The sequence below is a fragment of the Streptomyces sp. NPDC058240 genome (assembly GCF_042882135.1).
Classification (GTDB): domain Bacteria; phylum Actinomycetota; class Actinomycetes; order Streptomycetales; family Streptomycetaceae; genus Streptomyces.
Genome location: NZ_JBHVWT010000001.1, coordinates 911,657 through 929,403, shown reverse-complemented (window position 1 = coordinate 929,403; position 17,747 = coordinate 911,657). Strand labels below are relative to the sequence as shown.

Genomic DNA, 17,747 nt, shown 5'->3' with positions numbered 1-17,747 from the left:
ATGCGGGCGCGGGTGACGCCTCCCCGCCCCGGACCGGAACAGGAAGGGCGGACCTGTGGACATGACGACCGTCGGATTTCTCTACCCTGGCCACTTCGCGGAGGACGACTTCCCGAGGATGGAGGTCCTGCTCGACGCCGTCAGGCTGGTGGTGAGCCGCACCGACGTCGAGGAGGACGTCTACGGGATCGACGCGCTGATGCGGACCGGCGCGCCCGAGCGCCTAGCCGCCGGGGTGGAGGAGCTCCAGCGCGCCGGTGTCGAGTCCGTCGTGTGGGCGAGCTGCGGCGGCAGCTTCCTGTACGGGTGGGAGGGCGCCCATGAACAGACCGCCGCCCTGGCCCGAGCGGCCGGCGTGCCCGCCTCCAGCACCTCCTTCGGCTTCGCCCACGCGGTACGGGAGCTGGATGCCGAACGGGTCGCCGTCGCCTCCACCTACTCCGAACGCGTCACCGGCCTGTTCGCCGACTTCCTGCACGCCGCGGGCATCGACGTGGCCGTCACCCGTGCCGCCTCGCTCGGCTCGGCCACCGAGGCCGCCGCCTGGGACCTGGACCGGGTGAAGGAACTTGCCGCGGCCGCCGACCGGCCGGAGGCGGACGCGGTGCTGCTGCCCGACACGGCGCTGCACACCGCCGGGCACGAGGCGGAACTGGAGGAACTCCTCGGCAAACCGGTCCTCACCGGCAACCAGGTCACCGTCCGGGAGGGGCTGCGGCTGGCCGGCCGTCGCGCGTGGTCCCCGAGGCTGGGCAGGCTCTTCGCCGCCCGGGAGGCGCCGCCGGCCCCGGTGGCCGCCTGGGGCGAGGGCCGGGAACGCGCGCACAGCGGCAGGCGCGGGTGGCCCGGAAAGTAGCCCGGCCTTTGCCCGAGACGTACCGGGAATAACCGGAGACAACCTCCTGTTATGTGCTGGCGGACATACGAGCCGGACGCAGGCGCATCACCGGAGAGGCCAGGACGTGGACGAGATTCGAGGCGACGAGATCCGTGGCAGGGCGGAGGGAACGGCCGCCGTTCCACTCTCCGTGCTGGACCTGGTGACCGTGGGGCAGGGCCGCACCGCCACCCAGGCGCTGCGCACCGGCGTGGACATCGCACAGCTCGCCGAGCGCCGCGGATTCCACCGCTACTGGGTCGCCGAGCACCACTCCATGCCGGGCGTCGCGTCCTCCTCCCCGGCCGTGATCCTGGCCCACCTCGCCGCGCACACCGAGCGCATCAGGCTCGGCTCCGGCGGCGTGATGCTGCCCAACCACGCACCGCTCGTCATCGCGGAACAGTTCGGCACCCTGGAGGCCATGGCCCCCGGCCGCATCGACCTCGGCCTCGGCCGCGCCCCCGGCACCGACGGCGCGACGGCGGCCGCCCTGCGCCGCACCGACCGCCTCAACGAAGGTGCCGACGACTTCCCGGAGCAGCTCGCCGAGCTGACCCGGTTCCTGGACGACGACTTCCCCGACGGCCACCCCTACGCCCGTATCCACGCGGTTCCCGGCCCGGTCCAGGCCACGGCCGACGGCGGCGTCCAGTCGCCCGCCCGCCCGCCGGTCTGGCTGCTCGGCTCCTCCGGCTTCAGCGCCCGGCTGGCCGGTGTGCTCGGCCTGCCCTTCGCCTTCGCCCACCACTTCTCGGCCCAGAACACGGTTCCGGCGCTCGACCTGTACCGGGAGTCGTTCCGGCCGTCCGCGGTGCTCGACGCCCCGTACGCCCTGATCGGCGTCTCCGCCCTGGCCGCCGACGACGAACGCGAGGCCCGCCGCCAGGTGCTCTCCGGCGCCCTGTCCATGGTCCGGCTGCGCACCGGCCGCCCCGGTCTGGTCCCGACGCCCGAGGAGGCGGAGGCGTACGCCTTCAGCCCGATGGAGCGCGAGTTCGTCGACAGTTGGCTCGCCAACATCGTCCACGGCACGGCGGACCAGGTCCGTACCGGCCTCGACGACCTGGCCAAGCGCACCGGCGCCGACGAACTCATGATCACCGCCAACGCCCACGGCGGTGAGGCGAGGCTGCGCAGTTACGAGCTGATCGCGGACGCGTACGGGCTGCCCACGGCCTGACCCCGGTTGCGGCACGGCTGTCCGGACGGCCGTGCCGCGTCAGCCCTGCATCGGGCGGGTGCCGATCAGCTCGGCGATCCGCTCCGGGGCCACCGCGCGGGAGTACAGCCAGCCCTGCCCGGTGTCGCAGCCGATCCTGCGCAGCCGTTCCGCCTGGCCGGCCGTCTCCACGCACTCCGCGGTGACGGTCAGGCCCAGCCGGTGCGCCAGCTGCACCATCGCCTCGACGATCGTCTCGTCGGCGGGGCTCGGATGGGCGCCGCCTTCGTAGCGGAAGCCGCGTACGAAGGAGCCGTCCAGCTTCAGCACCGAGACCGGCAGCCGGCTCAGATAGGCGAGGTTGGAGTAGCCGGTGCCGAAGTCGTCGATGGCGATCCGCACGCCCATGTTGCTGAGCGACTGGAGTGCCTGGATGGGCTGGCCGGCCGAGCCCATCACCGCGGACTCGGTCAGCTCCAGCTGGAGCAGCGAGGGATCGAGGCCGGTCTCGGCGAGGATCTCCGCGACATCGGTGACCAGGTCGGAGTCCCAGACCTGGCGCACGGCGACATTGACGCTGATGAACAGCGGCGGATCGGTGGGGTGTTCCAGCTGCCAGCGCCGGGCCTGGCGGCAGGCGGACTGCAGCACCCAGCGGCCGAGCTGGACGATCGAGCCGTCCTCCTCGGCGATCGCGACGAACCTATTCGGCGACAGCATGCCGAACTGGGGGTGGTTCCAGCGGACCAGGGCTTCCACCCCGCGCACGACTCCGTCGGCCATGCCGACCAGCGGCTGGTACTCGATGGTGAACTCGCCGCGCTCCACGGCGGGCCGCAGATTGGACGAGAGCGTCTGCCGGGTCATCCGGTGGGCGTTGCGCTCCGGGTCGAAGACCGTCCAGCGGGCCTTGCCGTCCGCCTTCGCCCAGTACAGCGTGGTGTCGGCGGCCTGCATCAGACCGGTGGCCGAGGTGCCGGTCACGGCCCGTTCCACCACCCCGATCGAGGCGGACACGGAGATCCGCTGCCCGGCCAGGTCGAAGGGCTGCTGCAGTGCGGCGAGGACCGTGCGGGCCAGGTCGGTGAGCTGCTTCGTACCGGCCGAGTCCTCGACCAGGATCGCGAACTCGTCGCCGCCGAGGCGCGCCACGAGATGGGCGCCGGAGCGGTGCGGGCCGTCCTGGGCCGCGCAGTCGGTGAGCCGTGCGGCGACGGCGGCGAGCAGCCGGTCGCCGATCCGGTGGCCCATCGTGTCGTTGACGGCCTTGAAGCCGTCCAGGTCCAGGTAGCAGAGCCCGACCCGGCCGTGCCCGGAGGCGCTGTCGTCGTACGCCGGGGTCTCCAGGACGGCCGAGAGCCGTTCGAAGAACAGCGTCCGGTTGGGCAGCCGGGTCACCGGGTCGTGCATCTGGAGGTGGCGCAGCCGCTTCTGCAGCTCGCGCCGGTCGCTGATGTCCGAGACGGAGAGCAGTACCCGGCCGGGCCCGGAGCCGTCGCCCGCGCCGGTCTCCTGCTCCGGCATCGGTACGACGGTGACCTCGGCCCACAGCGCGCGTCCGTCGGGGTGCTTGAGCCGGTGCGTGCAGCGGAACCGTGAGCGCCGCCCGTGCAGCACCTCGCGGTACGCGTGCCAGGTGCGGCCGTCCGCCGCGAGGTCGAGCAGATCGGCGGCGGACTGGTTGGTCAGCCCCGCGGCGGGGAGGCCGAGGAGGCCACCGAGGGCTTCGTTGGCGGTGACGACCAGGCCCTCACGATCGACCACGGCCATCGGGAGCGTGGCGGCCAGGAACGCGGCCCGGTAGCCGTGCGGCTCGGAGCACTCGGCTCCGGCAGGGGGCCACGGAGTGTGACGATCCGCGGTCGCCGGACCTGCGGAATGCCGGGGTGTGCCCGCCGCGGGCCCGGGGCCTTCGGAGGTTCCGCTCACCGTTCGCTCCCGCCGTGCAGTTCTGTCCTGAACAGGTGTGGCCGGACTGGCCCGCCGCGTGGAGCGCCTGGGTCGGAGGCGGAAACCACGCGGGAAAGCCTGGTGAAGCATAGAGGTTGGTGCGTCGGCCGTTCCAGCGCCCGACCCTTCCACGCCCCGCGTTCGCCCCACATGGGCCATTCGCGCACGGCGCCGTTTTGCCCGTAACCGATCACTTCTGAGCAATTATGTTCTCCTGCAATGCCTCAGCGATCGATTGTGACTGTCTGTGAGGGTCAGGGGCCCGGTCGACCGCTGACTCGACTGGGGCAGCTCAACAGGACGAAAGCTCTGAATCATCACAGGGTGGGTGGGTGACCGCGTCCCGCACCCGGAGGTAGATGTGCCGCGTCAGCACAGATCCGGGGGAGTGGAGAGGCCGAGCCTGCGCGCTGTGGGTGCCGCCGTGACCGCTCTTCTGGCGCTGGCTGCCACCTCCCTCGTCGCCGGGCCCGCCGTGGCCGCCACCGGTGGGGCGGGCCCCTGCGCCCTGCCCCGGACCGAGGCGCACCACTCGCTCGGCGTCAGCGACTGGAACGGTGCCTACCCCCGCCCCGACCATCCCCTCGACGCGGTCATGATCTTCCTTTCCTTCCCGGACCACACCCCTGTCATGACCCCCGGCGAGCTCACCGCCGACCACTTCCCCGCCACCACCCGGTTCTTCCAGCGCGCCTCGTACGGGAAGTTCACCCTGCGCCCGCACCCGATGCGGCAGTGGATCCGGATGCCCAAGACGTCCGACCGGTACGGCATACGGCGCGACTGGGACAACGACCGGCGCAGCAGCTATCTGCGCGACGCCGTCGCCGCGGCCGATCCGAAGGTGGACTTCTCCCGGTACGACATCGTCTATCTGGTTGCCGACCCGGAGGCCCCGGGCGTCGACTCCGACGCCACCAAGGTCGTCAACTTCGACCAGCCGCTGCACGCCGACGGCACGGCCATCCGCCGCGTCGTCACCGTCTTCGAACAGCACCCGCCGGACCGCAATGTGCTGGCCCACGAGACCGGGCACGTCTTCGACCTGCCGGACCTCTACCACCGGCCGTCCGACGGCAAGGGCGACTGGGACACCTATGTCGGCGACTGGGACGTGATGGGCAGCCAGTTCGGACTCGCGCCGGACTTCTTCGGCTGGCACAAGTGGAAACTGGGCTGGCTGGACCGCAGGCAGGTGGTCTGCGTCCAGGGCAGCCGGGACATCACCCTGGAGCCGATGGCCGCCGTGCCCGAGGCCGGGGCCTCCATCGGCATCCGGCTCGCGGTGATCAGGACCGGCGAGGACAGCGCCGTGGCCATCGAGGCCCGCAGCGCCACCGGCAACGACAGCACGACCTGCACCGAAGGCGTCCTGCTCTACCGGGTGCGCAGCAAGACCCCGTCCGGCGGCGGCCCGGTCGAGGTCATCGACACCCACCCCCGCACCGACGCCTGCTGGGACCGCTCGGTCTACGCGCCGCTCGCGGACGCCCCGCTGCGGGTCGGCGAGACGTACAGCATCCCCGGCGGGCACACGAAGGTCGAGGTCGCCGACCGGACGCCGTCGGGTGCCTGGACGGTCCGGATCGCCAGCGGAACGTAAGGGGCGGTTCTCCGGGCTTCCCCGAACACGAAGAAGCCCCCTCGCTTCCGCGAGAGGGCTTCTTCCGTCTGTGCGCCGCCAGGGACTCGAACCCCGGACCCGCTGATTAAGAGTCAGCTGCTCTAACCAACTGAGCTAGCGGCGCCTGCTGACGTCGTAGACATTAGCATCCGGATCGGCGGGAGGAAAAATCGAATTCCTGGCCACCGACGAGGGCGCCGACCTGGTCACCCGCACACAGGCCCAGAGCAGTACATCGGGGCCCGGCAGCCAGGGGCTGCGGGTGTCGGGGGCGACCAGCCAGCGGGGGCCGGGGGTGGTGGAGGTGCAGGTCAGGGGCGGTACGGTCACCGCGTCCCCGGTGCCGTGGCAGAGCAGCGGCGGGACCTTGCCGTCGCCGCCGTCCCGCCCTCTCGGGCCCATGGCGGCCCGCGGTTCGGGCCCGCCGCCCCACTCCTCCCAGTCGAGCAGCGAGGGGAGCCGCTGGGCGGTGCCGGGCGAGGCGAACAGCAGCATCCGGCCGCGGTGCGTGGCCACCGGACCGGAGCCGGGGCCGTCGGACCACAGGTGTTCCAGCATCCGGCGCCCGAAGAGGGTGGGCACGTTCACCACGTCGAAGGCCGAGCCGCACGGCAGCACCCCGGGCGAGGAGGGGTGGGCCTCCCACTGGGCCAGCGTGCTGCGCGGATACGCGGCGGCGCCGGCGAGCCAGGCGGCACCGGCCGCCGTGACGTGCGCCGTCTGGTTCGCGCCCTGATTCCGCAGAACGGCGAAGACATCGGCGCCGTGGTGGAGGGCGTCGCCGTGGTGCAGGGTCGAGTTGTCTGGCAGCCATGCGGTCATGCCGACATATCTACCTGGAGTGATCGAGTGGATTCCAAGAGTTGCCGGAAACCGGGACAGGCCGGGGTGGGGAGGAGTATCTTGCGCTCGGGCATATGCCAGTGGTGCTACCCGGAGTCGGGACCGGGCGGGACGGGCAGCCTGCTCGGGGTGCCGGCCGGGGCCCGTCACCTGCCCCGCGGAGGGGCGTCACCGGTCCGATGGCCGTGCTCCGGCCACCTGCGACGGCCGGGCCGGTACGGCCTCAGGGCGTGGAACCGCCCAGCAGGCTCCGGCCGAACTCCACCATCTTCTTGGCATAGTCCTCGGTCCACTGCGCGCGCTGCGCGATGTCCGCGGTCGTGAGCCGGTCGAACCGGCGCGGATCGGCGAGCTGGGCGGCGGCGATGGCCTGGAACTCGACCGCGCGGTCGGCCGCGGCACGGAACGCCAGGGTCAGCTCGGTGGCGCGGGACAGCAACTCCTTCGGATCGTCCATCGACTCCAGGTCGAAGAAATGCTCAGGATCGGCGACCGCCGCCGACGGCTCGAAGAGCAGGGGCGCGGGGCGCAGCCGCTGCTGCCCGTTCCGCTCGGGTTGTGCCATGTGGTGTTGCCTCCTTGGATCGGGCCGATGGCCACCTTCCATTGTCCAACGTCCCGCAAGAGGGCCTGGCGTACGGCGAGGACCCGGGCCCTCGCCGCCGTCACCCCGCCCACCGCACCCGGTGCTCCGCCAGATGCGCCAGTACTGAGTGGTTCGCCTCCGCCGGTGAAGTCGAGGACGTGTGTTGTCTCCGGCGCGGTCAACCTGGACGACCGGCCGAAGCTGGGACGATGGATGAAAGACCTGCTCTGGCACGAGTGGGACGCGATCATGGTGACGTCGCTGGACCGGATCACTCGGGATCAGCACCACTGGGACAGGTTCGCGGAGCGCTGCCGCAAGGGCGGCAAGGAGATCGTCTGTATCGATGACCCGAGCCTGGACATCCACACGCCCACGGGCCGGATGATCGCCTACATCAAGGCGACCCAGGCGCAGGAGTACCGCGAAGCCATCGTGAAGAAGCGTCGCAACCAGACGCAGTATTACCGGGACGCAAGCCTGTGGGGCGGCGGCACGTGGCCCTTCGGCTATCGGCCTGTCGTCGTGGATTACCACGGCAAGCAGCGGTTCAAGCTCGTGATCGACCCGGTGACCGGCCCCCTCATCCGGGAAGCGTACGAACGTATCGCGGAGCAGGGATGGTCCATGAGCCAGCTCTGCACTGCTTGGAACGCTCGCCCCCGGCATATCGCGGATTGCGTCGAGCAGGGCAGCGAGACGCCGCAGTGCGACTGCCCGCGCGGTGTCCTGACCTCCCAGGACTACCAGCGGAGCATCAACGCCGAAGAGAACAAGGTGGGCGTCAAGACGCACATCAAGGGGACCAAGTGGAGCACGTCCACTCTCGGCAAGATGTTGAAGAAGCCCACGCTCAAGGGCGTGGCCATGCACAAGGGTGAGCCGCTGCTCAGAGACGGACTGCCCGTCCGATGGGCTGATCCGATCCTGACGGACGAGGAGTTCGACAAGCTACAGATCGCAGTCGCCGACTTGGGGAAGTACAGGGCGGGGATCAAGTCGAACGCGTCCCCCATGACGGGAGTCCTGTACTGCCCGTGCGGCATGAAGATGTACGAGAACAGCTCCCTGGTGACCCTGCGGACAGGCGAGACCAAGAAGCACCGGTATTTCCGCTGCGCCTCTTGGTCCAACGGTGAGGCGTGCCGGTTCTCCACGTCGTGGCCACAGGAAGAGATCTACCAGGCCGTAGAGGAGTCGTTCCTCTCCGAACTGGGAGACCAGTACATGACTGAGCGCTCGTACGTCCCCGGCAAGGACAACAGGGCTCAGATCAAGAAGCTGGAGGCGGCGATGGAGAACCTTTCCCAGGCCATCGCCCAAGCCTCCTCGGCTGCTGCCGTTACGGCACTCATAGAACGTAGTAAGTAGTGAGTAGGGGCCCCTCGGTCGGGCCCCTCTCATTTCACTCTGCCTATCGCAGGACCTTGAAGGGTCCTGGACCAGCCAAGGCCAGTGGAGTTAGGTAACGGCTCCGGCCGACAGCTTCTGCCAGCCGCGTTTGGGTACTTTTCTGGCCAGGGTGTCGGCGCGGAACTTCCCTGCTGTGGTGGCGACTTCGTGTGAGCAAGCCACCGCGAGAGCGTAGCCGGAACCGCATTCCTCCAGTGCGGCGCGCAGTTTCGGGTTGCCGCCGTAGACCTCGTCGCCCGCCACCCACGCAGCAGGGTGGTCGGCGGCCAGGAACCGGGCGACCATGCGCGCGGCCAGTTCCGGCTTGGTGGCGAAAGTGGTGTCTTCGTCGAGCCCGGCGGCACGACAGCGGTCGGGATCGGAGGTCCAGGAACGTGGGACGTACAATTCCCGGTCCACCGCGGCGTGCCCGCGCCGACCGGCGTGGACCAGGTAGACGGCAACCTGGGCATTCTCGATCCTGCCGGCCGTGCCGGTGTACTGACGCTGGACGCCGACGGTGCCAGTGCCCTTCTTCACGTCGCCGGTCTCGTCGACCACCAGTACCGCCCGCTCGTCGTGCAGATGTTCCACCACATAGCGCCGCACATCGTCACGGACCGCGTCGGCATCCCATTTGGCCCGACTGAGCAGGTGGTGCATGGCGTCCGGAGTGGACTCCCCGACCCACTCGGCGATCGTCCAGCAGTTCTTGCGCGGGAGGTCCGATAGGAGTCCGAGCACCAACCGCTTAACTCGCCGCCGGGGTTCCACGCGCGCGAAACGACCCGCGATCCGGTGCATCAGGCCCTCGAATGCGTCCTGCCATCGGGCCGGGTCTACGCTGTGACCTGCGGCCACCGCTTGATCGTTCGTTGTCTTCACAAACCACGAGGATCACCGGTGGCCGCAACCATCTCGTCCCCGGTTCGCATGGCGGGACCGCGCGGCGACGGCCGGGATGCTAGGCCATCCAGCAGTGCAAGCCATGCCCCCGCACCTCGGCGGAGCGGGCCAGGTCCGCCAGATCGCTCAGGAGTTCCCCCACCATCTCCGGGTCGAACGCCTCGCCCTCGGTGGCCCGTTCCTGGATCCACAGCTCGCCGACCCCGGCAAGGCGATCCGCCGAAGCACCGGCCAGCGCCCCTTGAAGCGCAGCCGAGATGACGAACAGAAGCGGGCCGCCCTCTTCTCCCGGGTCAGCAATCGTATGCGGCTCGTCGGATGCGACGAGCGCCTCGAAGCTTTGCCCGGTGAGCACGCTCTCCCACTCGATCAGCGCCTCGGAGGCATCGAAGTTACCGCAGCTCATTGAGCCGAAGACTCCGTCCGGCCCGCTACCCACGATGCTTGCCGCCGAGGTGTCGTAAGGGGCGACGAAGTACTTGATGACGATGCTCACCCGTGCATGGTGTCTGCTCAGACTACCTCGGGACAGCCCCCGCACGAGCCCAGGGAACCCAGCCGTAAGCCATCAAGATCACGATCTGCGGCCGGAGTGTTGAAGAAGGCTTGCGGACGTAGTCCTATTTCTCGCCAGTGACCAGCAGGAAGACAGCAGGGCGGGCGGCAGGCCGAATGGCCCACCGTCCGCCCTATGGGCGTGACGTCGTCTCAGTCCCGGGTCTTCCTGGCCGGATGTGACGGGGCATCGCCGCGGCCGCAGCCCGCCTCTGCTTCAGGCGTCTTGCGAGCCAGCGCCCGGGTCGGCCCCTCGCCAATCACGAGGAAGAGCACGGCGCCCATCAGCAGCGCCGTGCCGGTGCCAACGAGCGCGTTCAGCCGCTCACCGAAGACTGCGATGCCAATGACCGCGGCGGTGAGAGGCTCGACCAGGGTGACCACAGAGGCCGTTGAAGCCCGGACGACGCTGAGCCCGGCGAAGAACAGCGTGTACGCCAGCGCCGTCGGAATCGCACCCAGGTAGCCGATCAGCGCCACCGTCCACACCGCCTGCTCCATGTCGGGCAGGAGACCTTCCAGCAACGCCAGCGGCAGCAAGCAGACCGTGCCCACCGCGAAGCCCGTCACCGTCGACTCGAACGCGCCGCCGGAATTCTTGCGGCCGGACGCGCGTCCCAGCAGCGTCACACCCGCGTACCCGGCGGCGGAGAGCAGCGCATAGCCGATCCCCAGTAGAGGGCCCGGGCCCGTGCTTCCGTCGGCGCCACCCATCAACAGCACCAGGCCAACAACACCGCTCGCCACGGCGGCTGTCCCGGCCGCGCCGGCGCGCTCGCCCAGCAGAAGCCGTGCCCCCACGGTGACCAGCACCGGGCCCGACCCGAGGGTCACCACGGTGGCCACCGACAGCCCAGCCTGCTGGACTGCAGCGAAGTAGGCGGTCTGATACACCGCCAGACCGAAGCCGGTGATCAGGGACCTGCGCTTGTTCGCCAAGAACGTCGCGTGCAGCGAAAGGGCCGTGTGAGGACGACGGGCCCGCCGGACCAGGTGAGCCGTCAGAAGCAGCCCGAGCCCCGTCAGGAACCGCCAGAAAGATACGGAGACGGGGCCGATACTGTCGACGCCGTACAACTCGGCCGCAACAGCACCGCCGGTGCCCCACGCGGTGGCCGCAATTGCGACATAGAGGACACCCTGCCGGAAAGGCAGGGAAAAAGAGGAATGCAACGAAGATCTCCTCGCTTGATTGCCATCACGATGTCGTCGTGGGCACTCAACGCAGCCGCTCTGGCATGCCCGGGGCGGCTGGGAGACGGTGCCCGTCTAGACGGCGGGCGGCGGAGGAGTCAGAAACAGCTGCATGTCCCCAACCTACTGGCAGTATGCGGACGCCGACAGGCTACGTTCTCGCGGCGGCTAGCCCACACGAAGTCGCCGCCGCAGCAGGGAAGTTCCGCGCCGACACCCTGGCCAGAAAAGTATCCAAACGCGGCTGGCAGAAGCTGTCGGCCGGAGCGAAGGGCCACCGCTATTACCACTGGGCCGTCATCGACCCTGCCGACCCCCGGCCCGGGAGTCGGCAGCTGCTGATCCGACGGAACCGTAGCAGCGGCGAACTCGCCTACTACCGTTGCTATGTTGCGGTACCGACTGTGCAGCGCGGAGACCATGGCGGCACAGCTTGGTCACCTGCTCGGGGTCATGGATCTCCAGAACGTAGCCGTGGGGCTCATCCCGTTCTCAGCTCAACGAGCCGTGTGGCCCATGCCCACCTTCACGATCTTCGACGACACCAGGGTGCACGCGGACACCCTGGACGCTACTGCCACCCTCACGCAGCCCAGCCAGGTCGAGCTGTACACCCGGGCCTTTGAACGGCTGTCACAGGGAGCCGTGCGGGGAGCGGCTGCACGTTCTCTCATAGCGGGTGCGCTGGCGTCCCTGGACTGACTGCCTGCGCGTCATTGCAGCTCACGGCCGCCAGGACACACGGTGCTCCAGGAGGTGAAGGTATGTGGTAAACATTGCGTCCCAGCCGTCCGGGAACTTCACCGTGACGCCCAGCTGCACCGGCTCCGTCGACGGGTGCTCGTCCAGCAGCTCGGCGACGCCCGCCCGGCACACCACGATGCAGGCGTGCCGGTGGCGCGAGGCCAGCACGCAGAGCCGGCCCGTCTCCAGATGGAAGGCCGTGGCGTCGGGCCGGCCGGACAGCGGGTGCAGGACCACCGTCACATCGAACTCGCGGCCCTGGAGCCGGTTCGCCGTGTCCACCGCGACGCCCGTCACCCCCAGCTCCGCGAGCGCCGCCCGGACCGCCGCGGCCTGGTCGCGATGGGCGGTACCGACCGCGACCCGGTCCGCCGTCACCGGCACCGGGTCCGGGGAGCGCTCGCTGGTCGCCGCGCCGCCCCGGTCCAGCAGCCGGCGGACGACCAGGGCCACCGCGCGCACCGCCTCCGGGTCGGTGCGCGGGGTGTGCCTGGCCGGGAGTTCGAGCAGGCCCCAGCCGGACTCCGCGGCCTCGTCCAGCACCTGGTCCGGGGCCGAGCCGTCGGACGCGACGCCGAACGACAGCCGCCGGTCGCCGTGGTCCGTACCGCTGCGGAACGGGGTGTACGGGTAGAACGCGTCCGAGACCAGCGGTGCCGCGGACGCGGGCAGCCGCCACGAGACCGGCAGCCGGTGCTGCGGCAGATGGGGATTGTGCGCGAGCAGCGTGGAGACCGCACTCGCGGAAGGGTCGTACGAAAGCCCCGCCCACTGGTCCGCGCCGACGATCGAGAACGGGTCCAACTGGCCCGGATCGCCGACGAACAGCGCCCGCTCGAAGAGCCCCGCGACGGCCAGCAGCGCGTCCGAACGCATCTGGTACGCCTCGTCGACGATCGCGTGGCCCCACGGCTCGACGTTCTTGACATGCGCCCACTTGGCGGCCGTCGAGATGACGACGTCGAGCCCGGCGAGATCGGACGCCTTCGCCGACTTCCGTACGTTGGCCAGCCCGTCCAGGACCTTGTCGTACGGGTCGGTGTCATTGCTGTGCAGCCGGCCGACCGGCAGCCCCGGATCCTTCTCGGCCAGCCGCACCACCAGGTCGTCGACCTGGGCGTTCGTCTGCGCGACCACCATCAGCGGATGGCCGGCCGAAGCGAGTTCGAGTGCGGCGCGCACCACGAGCGTCGACTTGCCGGCGCCCGGCGGGGAGTCCACCACGATGCCGCGCGACGTACCGCCCAGGGTGTCGGCGAGGATCGCGTCGGTCGCCCGCGCGGCCTGGGCGCCCGGGTCGAATACGGTCGTCACAGGAGGTCCTCCGCGGTCACGGGGTCGGGGCTCTCGGCATGCCCGGCCGCACCCGGCGGGCCGCCGTGCGTCCAGGGCGTCTGCTCCGGGTCCGGCAGCTTCGGGCCGCCGCGCTGATCGTGCTCGAAGAGCGTCCAGGCGATCCGGTCACCCTGCTCGGGCACCGAACCCGGGGCCGGCTCCTTGCTCCGGCCCATCCGGTCGAGGATCCGCAGCACCAGCGGGGGCGCGCCCCCGCCTTCCGGCTCGGCGTACCCCACGAACTCGGCGGTCTGCGGCCTGCCCTCCAGCGAGCGGTACACCTTGGTGCGCTCGCCGAGATGCGGGTGCTCGTCCGTGCGGACCGTGACCAGCGGGCGCGGCGACGGGCGCTTGGACTCGCTGTACGCCATCACCACCTCCGTCACCTCGGCGAGGAAGGCCTCGCCGGCCAGCCGCCGCCCGGCCAGCACCAGCGGATCGTCCAGCGCCTCCTGGGCCTCCAGCTGGGCCTGGGCCGTCTCCCGAGAGGCCAGCTTCTGCGCCGCCGTCACCGCGTCGTCCCGGCGCGGCTGCGGCGGCTCACCCGAGCGCACCCGGTCCCGGTGACCGGTGAACGACCAGCGGTCCCTGGTCCAGCGGTCCTCGGCCCTGGCCCCCTCGGGGAGCTCCCTCAGCAGGTCGAGCCCCCGCCACACCGCGTCCCACGTCGGCCGTGTCACCCCGGCCAGCCGCGCCCTGATCTCCCGCTCGGCGGCGGTCAGTTCGGCGAGCCGGGCATCGGCCGCCAGACCGTCCTCGGCCGCCGCGAGCGAGGTGCGCGCCCGGTCGTACTTCTCGATGGCGGGCGCCAGCAGCCGGTTGTCGAACGCCGGGTCCGTGGCCGGACCGGCCGGCGGGCACAGCAGCTGTCCCTCGCCGTCCCGCGCCAGCTCGGCACGGAGCGCCGCCGAGGCGCCCGACTCGCCCGCCGGGGTGTCGATCCAGGCCAGCAGCGCACCCAGGTGCTGATCCTCCAGGCTGCTCTGCCCGGTCGCCCAGTGCCGGTTCAGCAGATCGGTCGCGGCGAGCAGCAGCGAGGAGCCGGGCACCCTGGCCCGCTCCCCGTAGTGCGTCAGCCAGCGGCCCAGCAGCGGGACCCGGGCGGGCGCGGGGTACGGGGCGTCGGGATCGTCCTCGGCGGTGCGCCGGAACCGCATGGAGCGGCCCAGCAGCCGCACGAACTCGATGCCCGCCCGGCTCGGCACGATCAGCTGCGGCGCGTCCGCACACAGCTCGACCTCGACCTTGACCTTCTTCCCGGTCTCCGGATCGGTCTCGTTGCGCTCGGCCGGCTCGACGACGTCCTCGTACGCCTCGATGTGCGGCAGCACCGCCTCGGCCAGCTCGGCGAGGAACGCGAACCGCAGGTCCCGGTCGCGCGGCTGCGAGACCGTCAGCAGCCGGGGCGCATCCCGGTCGGTCCCGACGAGCGCACCCAGCGGGGCGCCCGCCTCACCGGCCGTGGTCAGCGGAACCAGGACGAGGGGCCGGTCGGTGAGATGGCGGTGCAGGACCGTCGCCATCGGCCGGGCCCGGCCGCTCTCCACGGCCTCCAGCCGGGCCAGGGTGCTGATCAGCGACATGCCGGACCGCCCTCCAGCGCCTCGGCGCGCAGGGCCGCCGCGCGCCGCAGGGCCGCGACCGTCGGATCCGCCGGGTCGCCCTCCTTGCCCGCGGCGGCGGCCAGCACCTCGCCCACCGTGGTCAGCCCGCCGAGCTCACCGCGCACACTCCGCCCCAGCGCCTCCACGGCACCGGCCTCGCGCGCCTTCGCCCGGCAGTGGAAGGCCAGCTCGCAGGCGGCCAGGCACTCCGGGGCGTACGCCGCGCCGACCGACTCGACCGCGGCGTCGAGCTGCTGCCGGGGGCACTCCGGGTCGAAGGTGGTGCCCTCGGGCAGGGCCGCCGCGATGTCCTCGATCCGGGTCAGCCTGGTCAGCTGGCGGCGGGTGACCGCGCGCTGCTTGCGTACGTCGACGACCGAGGCGGTGGGCAGGTTGGAGAAGTCCTTCGGGCAGACCAGCAGCACCCGGTGGCCGACCTCGGCGCCCTCGGTCAGCTCCGCGATCCGCTCCAGCGCCAGCACATACACGGCGGACTGCCGGGCCGCCGCGCCGACCTTCGCCGCGTCGGCCGAGCCGTCGACCATGGGGAAGGACTTGATCTCGACGACCGTCCAGGTGCCGTCGGGGTGCACCGCCACCGCGTCCGGCTCCAGATAGGCGGGGGAGCCCGCCACCTCCAGGGCCAGCATCGGGTGGTCCAGCAGCGCCCAGCCGCCCGCCTCGGTCGCCTCCCGCAGCGCCAGCGCCGTACGCGCGGCGCGGCCCTCGGGCCCGGCCGCGGTCAGATCGGGCACCGCGACCTCGTGCGGCGCCCCGCCACCGCCGCCGAGGCGCTCGTGCAGCAGCCGCATCAGCTCCGTGCCCCCGTCGGCCTTGACCTTGGCCTCGAAGGCGTTGCCCCGGATGAAGGCGAACTGCGACTGGCCGAAGGGGGCCGGTGAACCGAGCGCCGTGGCCAGTGCGGCCTTGTCCACTCCGGCGCCGTCCAGCAGGGCGCGGCGCCGGCAGCCCGGATTGGCGGCGAGGGCGGCCAGCGCGCGGGCGTCCAGCGGACGTGGCGGGACGGCCGGTCCCCGCAGCTCAGCGAGCCGCTGCCGGAGTGTCGTCCCCCGCCGCTCCCGCTCCTGCGGGGGCGCCGGTGTCGGCCCGGGGTGCGCGACCGGCCGAGGCGTCTGCGTCGGCCGATGCCGCGGCATCGGTGGAGTCTGCGGAGGTGGTCCGCTGGCCAGGGATTCGCTCACCCGCGGAAGTCTTGCATCCGGCACTGACAATCGGGGACTTCGCGACCGGGGCGACCCGCGGGAAGCGGGCTCCGACCCGGTCCCTGATCCGGTCCGCGAGACGCATCACGGGCCGGGCCAGCAGGGCTCCGACGCCCATCACGGCGGCGCCCGCGACCGCGTCGAGGAGGTAGTGGTTGGCCGTGCCCATCACCACGAACGTGGTGATCAGGGGGTAGGCGACACCCGCGGCCCGGACGTACGGGTTCTTGCTGTGGCGCCACAGCAGGATTCCGCACCAGAGCGCCCAGCCGACGTGCAGGCTCGGCATCGCCGCGTACTGATTGGTCATTCCGCCCATGCCGCGCGGGGCGCTGGCCTCCGTGCCCCACCAGCCGTAGGAGCTGTACTGCGCCATCGTGTCGACGAAGCCGTGCCGGGCCTCCAGCAGCCGGGGCGGGCAGGTCGGCATCAGCGTGAAGCCGATCAGGCCGAGCAGGGTGGAGGTCATCAGCCAGGTGCGGGCCCTGCGGTAGACCTCCTGGCGGCGGCGGAAGAGCCAGATCAGGACGGCCGGGGTGACGAGATAGTGCAGGGACGCGTACGCGAAGTCGGAGGGTATGCCTATCGAGGGGTGCGCGGTGAGCAGCCGGTTGAGGGGGTGCTCGGCGTTGATGTGGAGCGCCTTCTCCAGGCGCAGGAGGCTCAGTCCGTGGTCGACGGCGGTGGACACGTCGCCGCGCGCCACCAGCCGGCCCGCCGAATAGGCCGCGTACACCAGGGCCAGCAGCGGCAGCTCGGTCCACCAACGGGGCCGCGGGCGCGGCACGGGCGCGGTGCTGGCATGCTGCATCCGGAAGCTCTCCATCATGTGTTCATGCGACCGACGGCGGGCGTTCAACCGTACGGTGCGGCTCGGTCGCGATTCCCCCGGGGTCCTTTCGGAGCCCCGTGCGCGCGCAGATTTCTCTGCGCAGAGTGGGACGTCGGTCCGGCCCGGGAGGTTGCTTCGCGATCAGGTGCGCGATGATGGGAAAACCGGATGATCCATATCGTCTCGATCGCCGGTCTCAGATCTCAGTTCAGGGAGAGCCGTCATGGCACCGCGTATCCTGCTCGCCCGGCACGGCCAGACGGAATGGTCCGTCAAGGGCAATCACACCGGCAGGACGGACATCCCGCTGCTCGACACCGGCCGTGCGGGCGCGAAGCTCCTCGGCGAGCGGCTGCGGCACGGGCCGTGGGCGGACCTGCCGGGCCTGGAAGTGCGCACCAGCCCGTTGCTGCGGGCCAGGGAGACCTGCGACCTCGCGGGATTCGCGGACCGGGCCGAGCCGTGGGACGCGCTCATGGAGTGGGACTACGGGGCGTACGAGGGGCTGACCCCGGCCGAGATCAAGGCGATCCGTCCGGACTGGTTCATCTGGCGCGACGGGGTGCCGGAGGGGGAGACCCTGGCCGAGCTGTCCGCCCGCGCCGACGAGATCGTGGCGTGGGCCCGTTCGGCCGACCGCGATGTGCTGGTCTTCGCCCACGGTCACATCCTGCGGGCGCTGGGCGCGCGGTGGCTCGGCGAGGACGTGTCGTTCGCGGCGCGGATCCGGCTCGATCCGACGTCACTGTCGGTGCTCGGGTGGGCGTACGGGGCCCCCGCGATCGAACGCTGGAACGACACGGGCCACCTGGACCGCTGAGAGCCTGTCGGGGGGGATCCCACCCGAGGGGACCCCCAAAAGGCTCCCGCCAACGCAGGAATTGAGGGATCCCTCCCCCCCCCTCACCTCCTCCAGAACA

At 71.1% G+C, this 17,747-nt stretch carries 14 protein-coding genes, 1 tRNA gene and 2 pseudogenes; 6 read left to right on the top strand and 11 right to left on the bottom strand.

Features of this window, described 5'->3' with window-relative positions; genetic code table 11:
* Positions 1 to 61: 61 nt before the first annotated feature.
* Together ACFVX4_RS04140 and ACFVX4_RS04135 are read left to right on the top strand one after the other, a co-directional pair.
* Positions 62 to 856 carry a decarboxylase gene (locus ACFVX4_RS04140; RefSeq protein WP_389971688.1) on the top strand — a complete coding sequence of 265 codons (795 nt, stop codon included), beginning with the start codon at positions 62 to 64 and terminating at the stop codon, positions 854 to 856.
* A gap of 106 nt (positions 857 to 962) precedes the next feature.
* Positions 963 to 2,060, top strand: a complete 1,098-nt coding sequence (locus tag ACFVX4_RS04135; protein WP_389971686.1) for an LLM class flavin-dependent oxidoreductase — start codon at positions 963 to 965, stop codon at positions 2,058 to 2,060.
* Between the two features lie 39 nt (positions 2,061 to 2,099).
* Here ACFVX4_RS04135 and ACFVX4_RS04130 read toward each other — a convergent pair whose 3' ends face one another.
* Entirely contained in the window at positions 2,100 to 3,968 is a 1,869-nt protein-coding gene (locus tag ACFVX4_RS04130; RefSeq protein WP_389971684.1) for a putative bifunctional diguanylate cyclase/phosphodiesterase, read from the bottom strand.
* Positions 3,969 to 4,377: 409 nt separating this feature from the next.
* Here ACFVX4_RS04130 and ACFVX4_RS04125 point away from each other — a divergent pair, with 409 nt between their 5' ends.
* The gene (locus ACFVX4_RS04125; protein WP_389971682.1) at positions 4,378 to 5,592 is read left to right on the top strand and encodes a M6 family metalloprotease domain-containing protein; all 1,215 of its coding nucleotides are present in this window, start codon (positions 4,378 to 4,380) and stop codon (positions 5,590 to 5,592) included.
* 71 nt (positions 5,593 to 5,663) lie between these two features.
* On the opposite strand, the gene ACFVX4_RS04120 is transcribed toward ACFVX4_RS04125, so the two are convergent.
* From ACFVX4_RS04120 to ACFVX4_RS04110, 3 genes are all read right to left on the bottom strand, one after another.
* Positions 5,664 to 5,737 (bottom strand) — tRNA-Lys (locus ACFVX4_RS04120).
* Entirely contained in the window at positions 5,728 to 6,435 is a 708-nt protein-coding gene (locus tag ACFVX4_RS04115; RefSeq protein ID WP_385324084.1) for a hypothetical protein, read from the bottom strand. Before ACFVX4_RS04115 ends, ACFVX4_RS04120 begins: the two co-directional genes overlap by 10 nt.
* A 244-nt stretch (positions 6,436 to 6,679) precedes the next feature.
* Complete coding sequence (locus ACFVX4_RS04110) at positions 6,680 to 7,021, bottom strand: hypothetical protein (RefSeq protein ID WP_389971679.1); 342 nt, start codon at positions 7,019 to 7,021, stop codon at positions 6,680 to 6,682.
* 165 nt (positions 7,022 to 7,186) lie between these two features.
* Between ACFVX4_RS04110 and ACFVX4_RS04105 the strand changes: the two genes are divergently transcribed.
* Positions 7,187 to 8,413: a recombinase family protein gene (locus tag ACFVX4_RS04105; protein WP_389971677.1), complete on the top strand. Its 1,227-nt coding sequence runs from the start codon at positions 7,187 to 7,189 to the stop codon at positions 8,411 to 8,413.
* A 99-nt stretch (positions 8,414 to 8,512) separates the two neighbouring features.
* Here the strand turns inward: ACFVX4_RS04105 and ACFVX4_RS04100 are convergent.
* From ACFVX4_RS04100 to ACFVX4_RS04090, 3 genes and pseudogenes are all read right to left on the bottom strand, one after another.
* Positions 8,513 to 9,238: pseudogene (locus ACFVX4_RS04100) on the bottom strand (IS701 family transposase); the annotation flags it as partial.
* A gap of 160 nt (positions 9,239 to 9,398) precedes the next feature.
* Entirely contained in the window at positions 9,399 to 9,836 is a 438-nt protein-coding gene (locus ACFVX4_RS04095) for a hypothetical protein (RefSeq protein WP_389971675.1), read from the bottom strand.
* Positions 9,837 to 10,048: 212 nt separating this feature from the next.
* Positions 10,049 to 11,068, bottom strand: coding sequence for a DMT family transporter (locus ACFVX4_RS04090; protein WP_389971673.1), 1,020 nt, complete (start codon positions 11,066 to 11,068; stop codon positions 10,049 to 10,051).
* A 405-nt stretch (positions 11,069 to 11,473) separates the two neighbouring features.
* Between ACFVX4_RS04090 and ACFVX4_RS04085 the strand changes: the two are divergent.
* Positions 11,474 to 11,791 (top strand): annotated as a pseudogene (locus tag ACFVX4_RS04085) (Scr1 family TA system antitoxin-like transcriptional regulator); the annotation flags it as partial.
* Positions 11,792 to 11,812: 21 nt separating this feature from the next.
* Here ACFVX4_RS04085 and ACFVX4_RS04080 read toward each other — a convergent pair.
* Genes ACFVX4_RS04080 through ACFVX4_RS04065 form a run of 4 tightly spaced genes read right to left on the bottom strand, consistent with a single transcriptional unit; the run spans position 11,813 to position 16,806 of the window.
* Positions 11,813 to 13,147 carry an AAA domain-containing protein gene (locus tag ACFVX4_RS04080; RefSeq protein ID WP_389971671.1) on the bottom strand — a complete coding sequence of 445 codons (1,335 nt, stop codon included), beginning with the start codon at positions 13,145 to 13,147 and terminating at the stop codon, positions 11,813 to 11,815.
* On the bottom strand, positions 13,144 to 14,751 hold the full coding sequence (locus ACFVX4_RS04075) for a hypothetical protein (RefSeq protein WP_389971669.1): 1,608 nt from the start codon (positions 14,749 to 14,751) through the stop codon (positions 13,144 to 13,146). The genes ACFVX4_RS04080 and ACFVX4_RS04075 overlap by 4 nt, the downstream gene beginning before the upstream one ends.
* Positions 14,742 to 15,929 (bottom strand): hypothetical protein, encoded by a 1,188-nt coding sequence (locus ACFVX4_RS04070; protein ID WP_389971667.1) that lies wholly within the window; start codon positions 15,927 to 15,929, stop codon positions 14,742 to 14,744. Before ACFVX4_RS04070 ends, ACFVX4_RS04075 begins: the two co-directional genes overlap by 10 nt.
* Positions 15,814 to 16,806, bottom strand: a complete 993-nt coding sequence (locus tag ACFVX4_RS04065; protein WP_389971665.1) for a phosphatase PAP2 family protein — start codon at positions 16,804 to 16,806, stop codon at positions 15,814 to 15,816. Before ACFVX4_RS04065 ends, ACFVX4_RS04070 begins: the two co-directional genes overlap by 116 nt.
* Positions 16,807 to 17,050: 244 nt before the next feature.
* On the opposite strand from ACFVX4_RS04065, the gene ACFVX4_RS04060 reads away from it, so the two are divergent.
* A complete protein-coding gene (locus tag ACFVX4_RS04060) occupies positions 17,051 to 17,647 on the top strand; it encodes a histidine phosphatase family protein (protein ID WP_389971663.1) in 597 nt (198 codons plus the stop codon).
* Positions 17,648 to 17,747 lie beyond the last annotated feature (100 nt).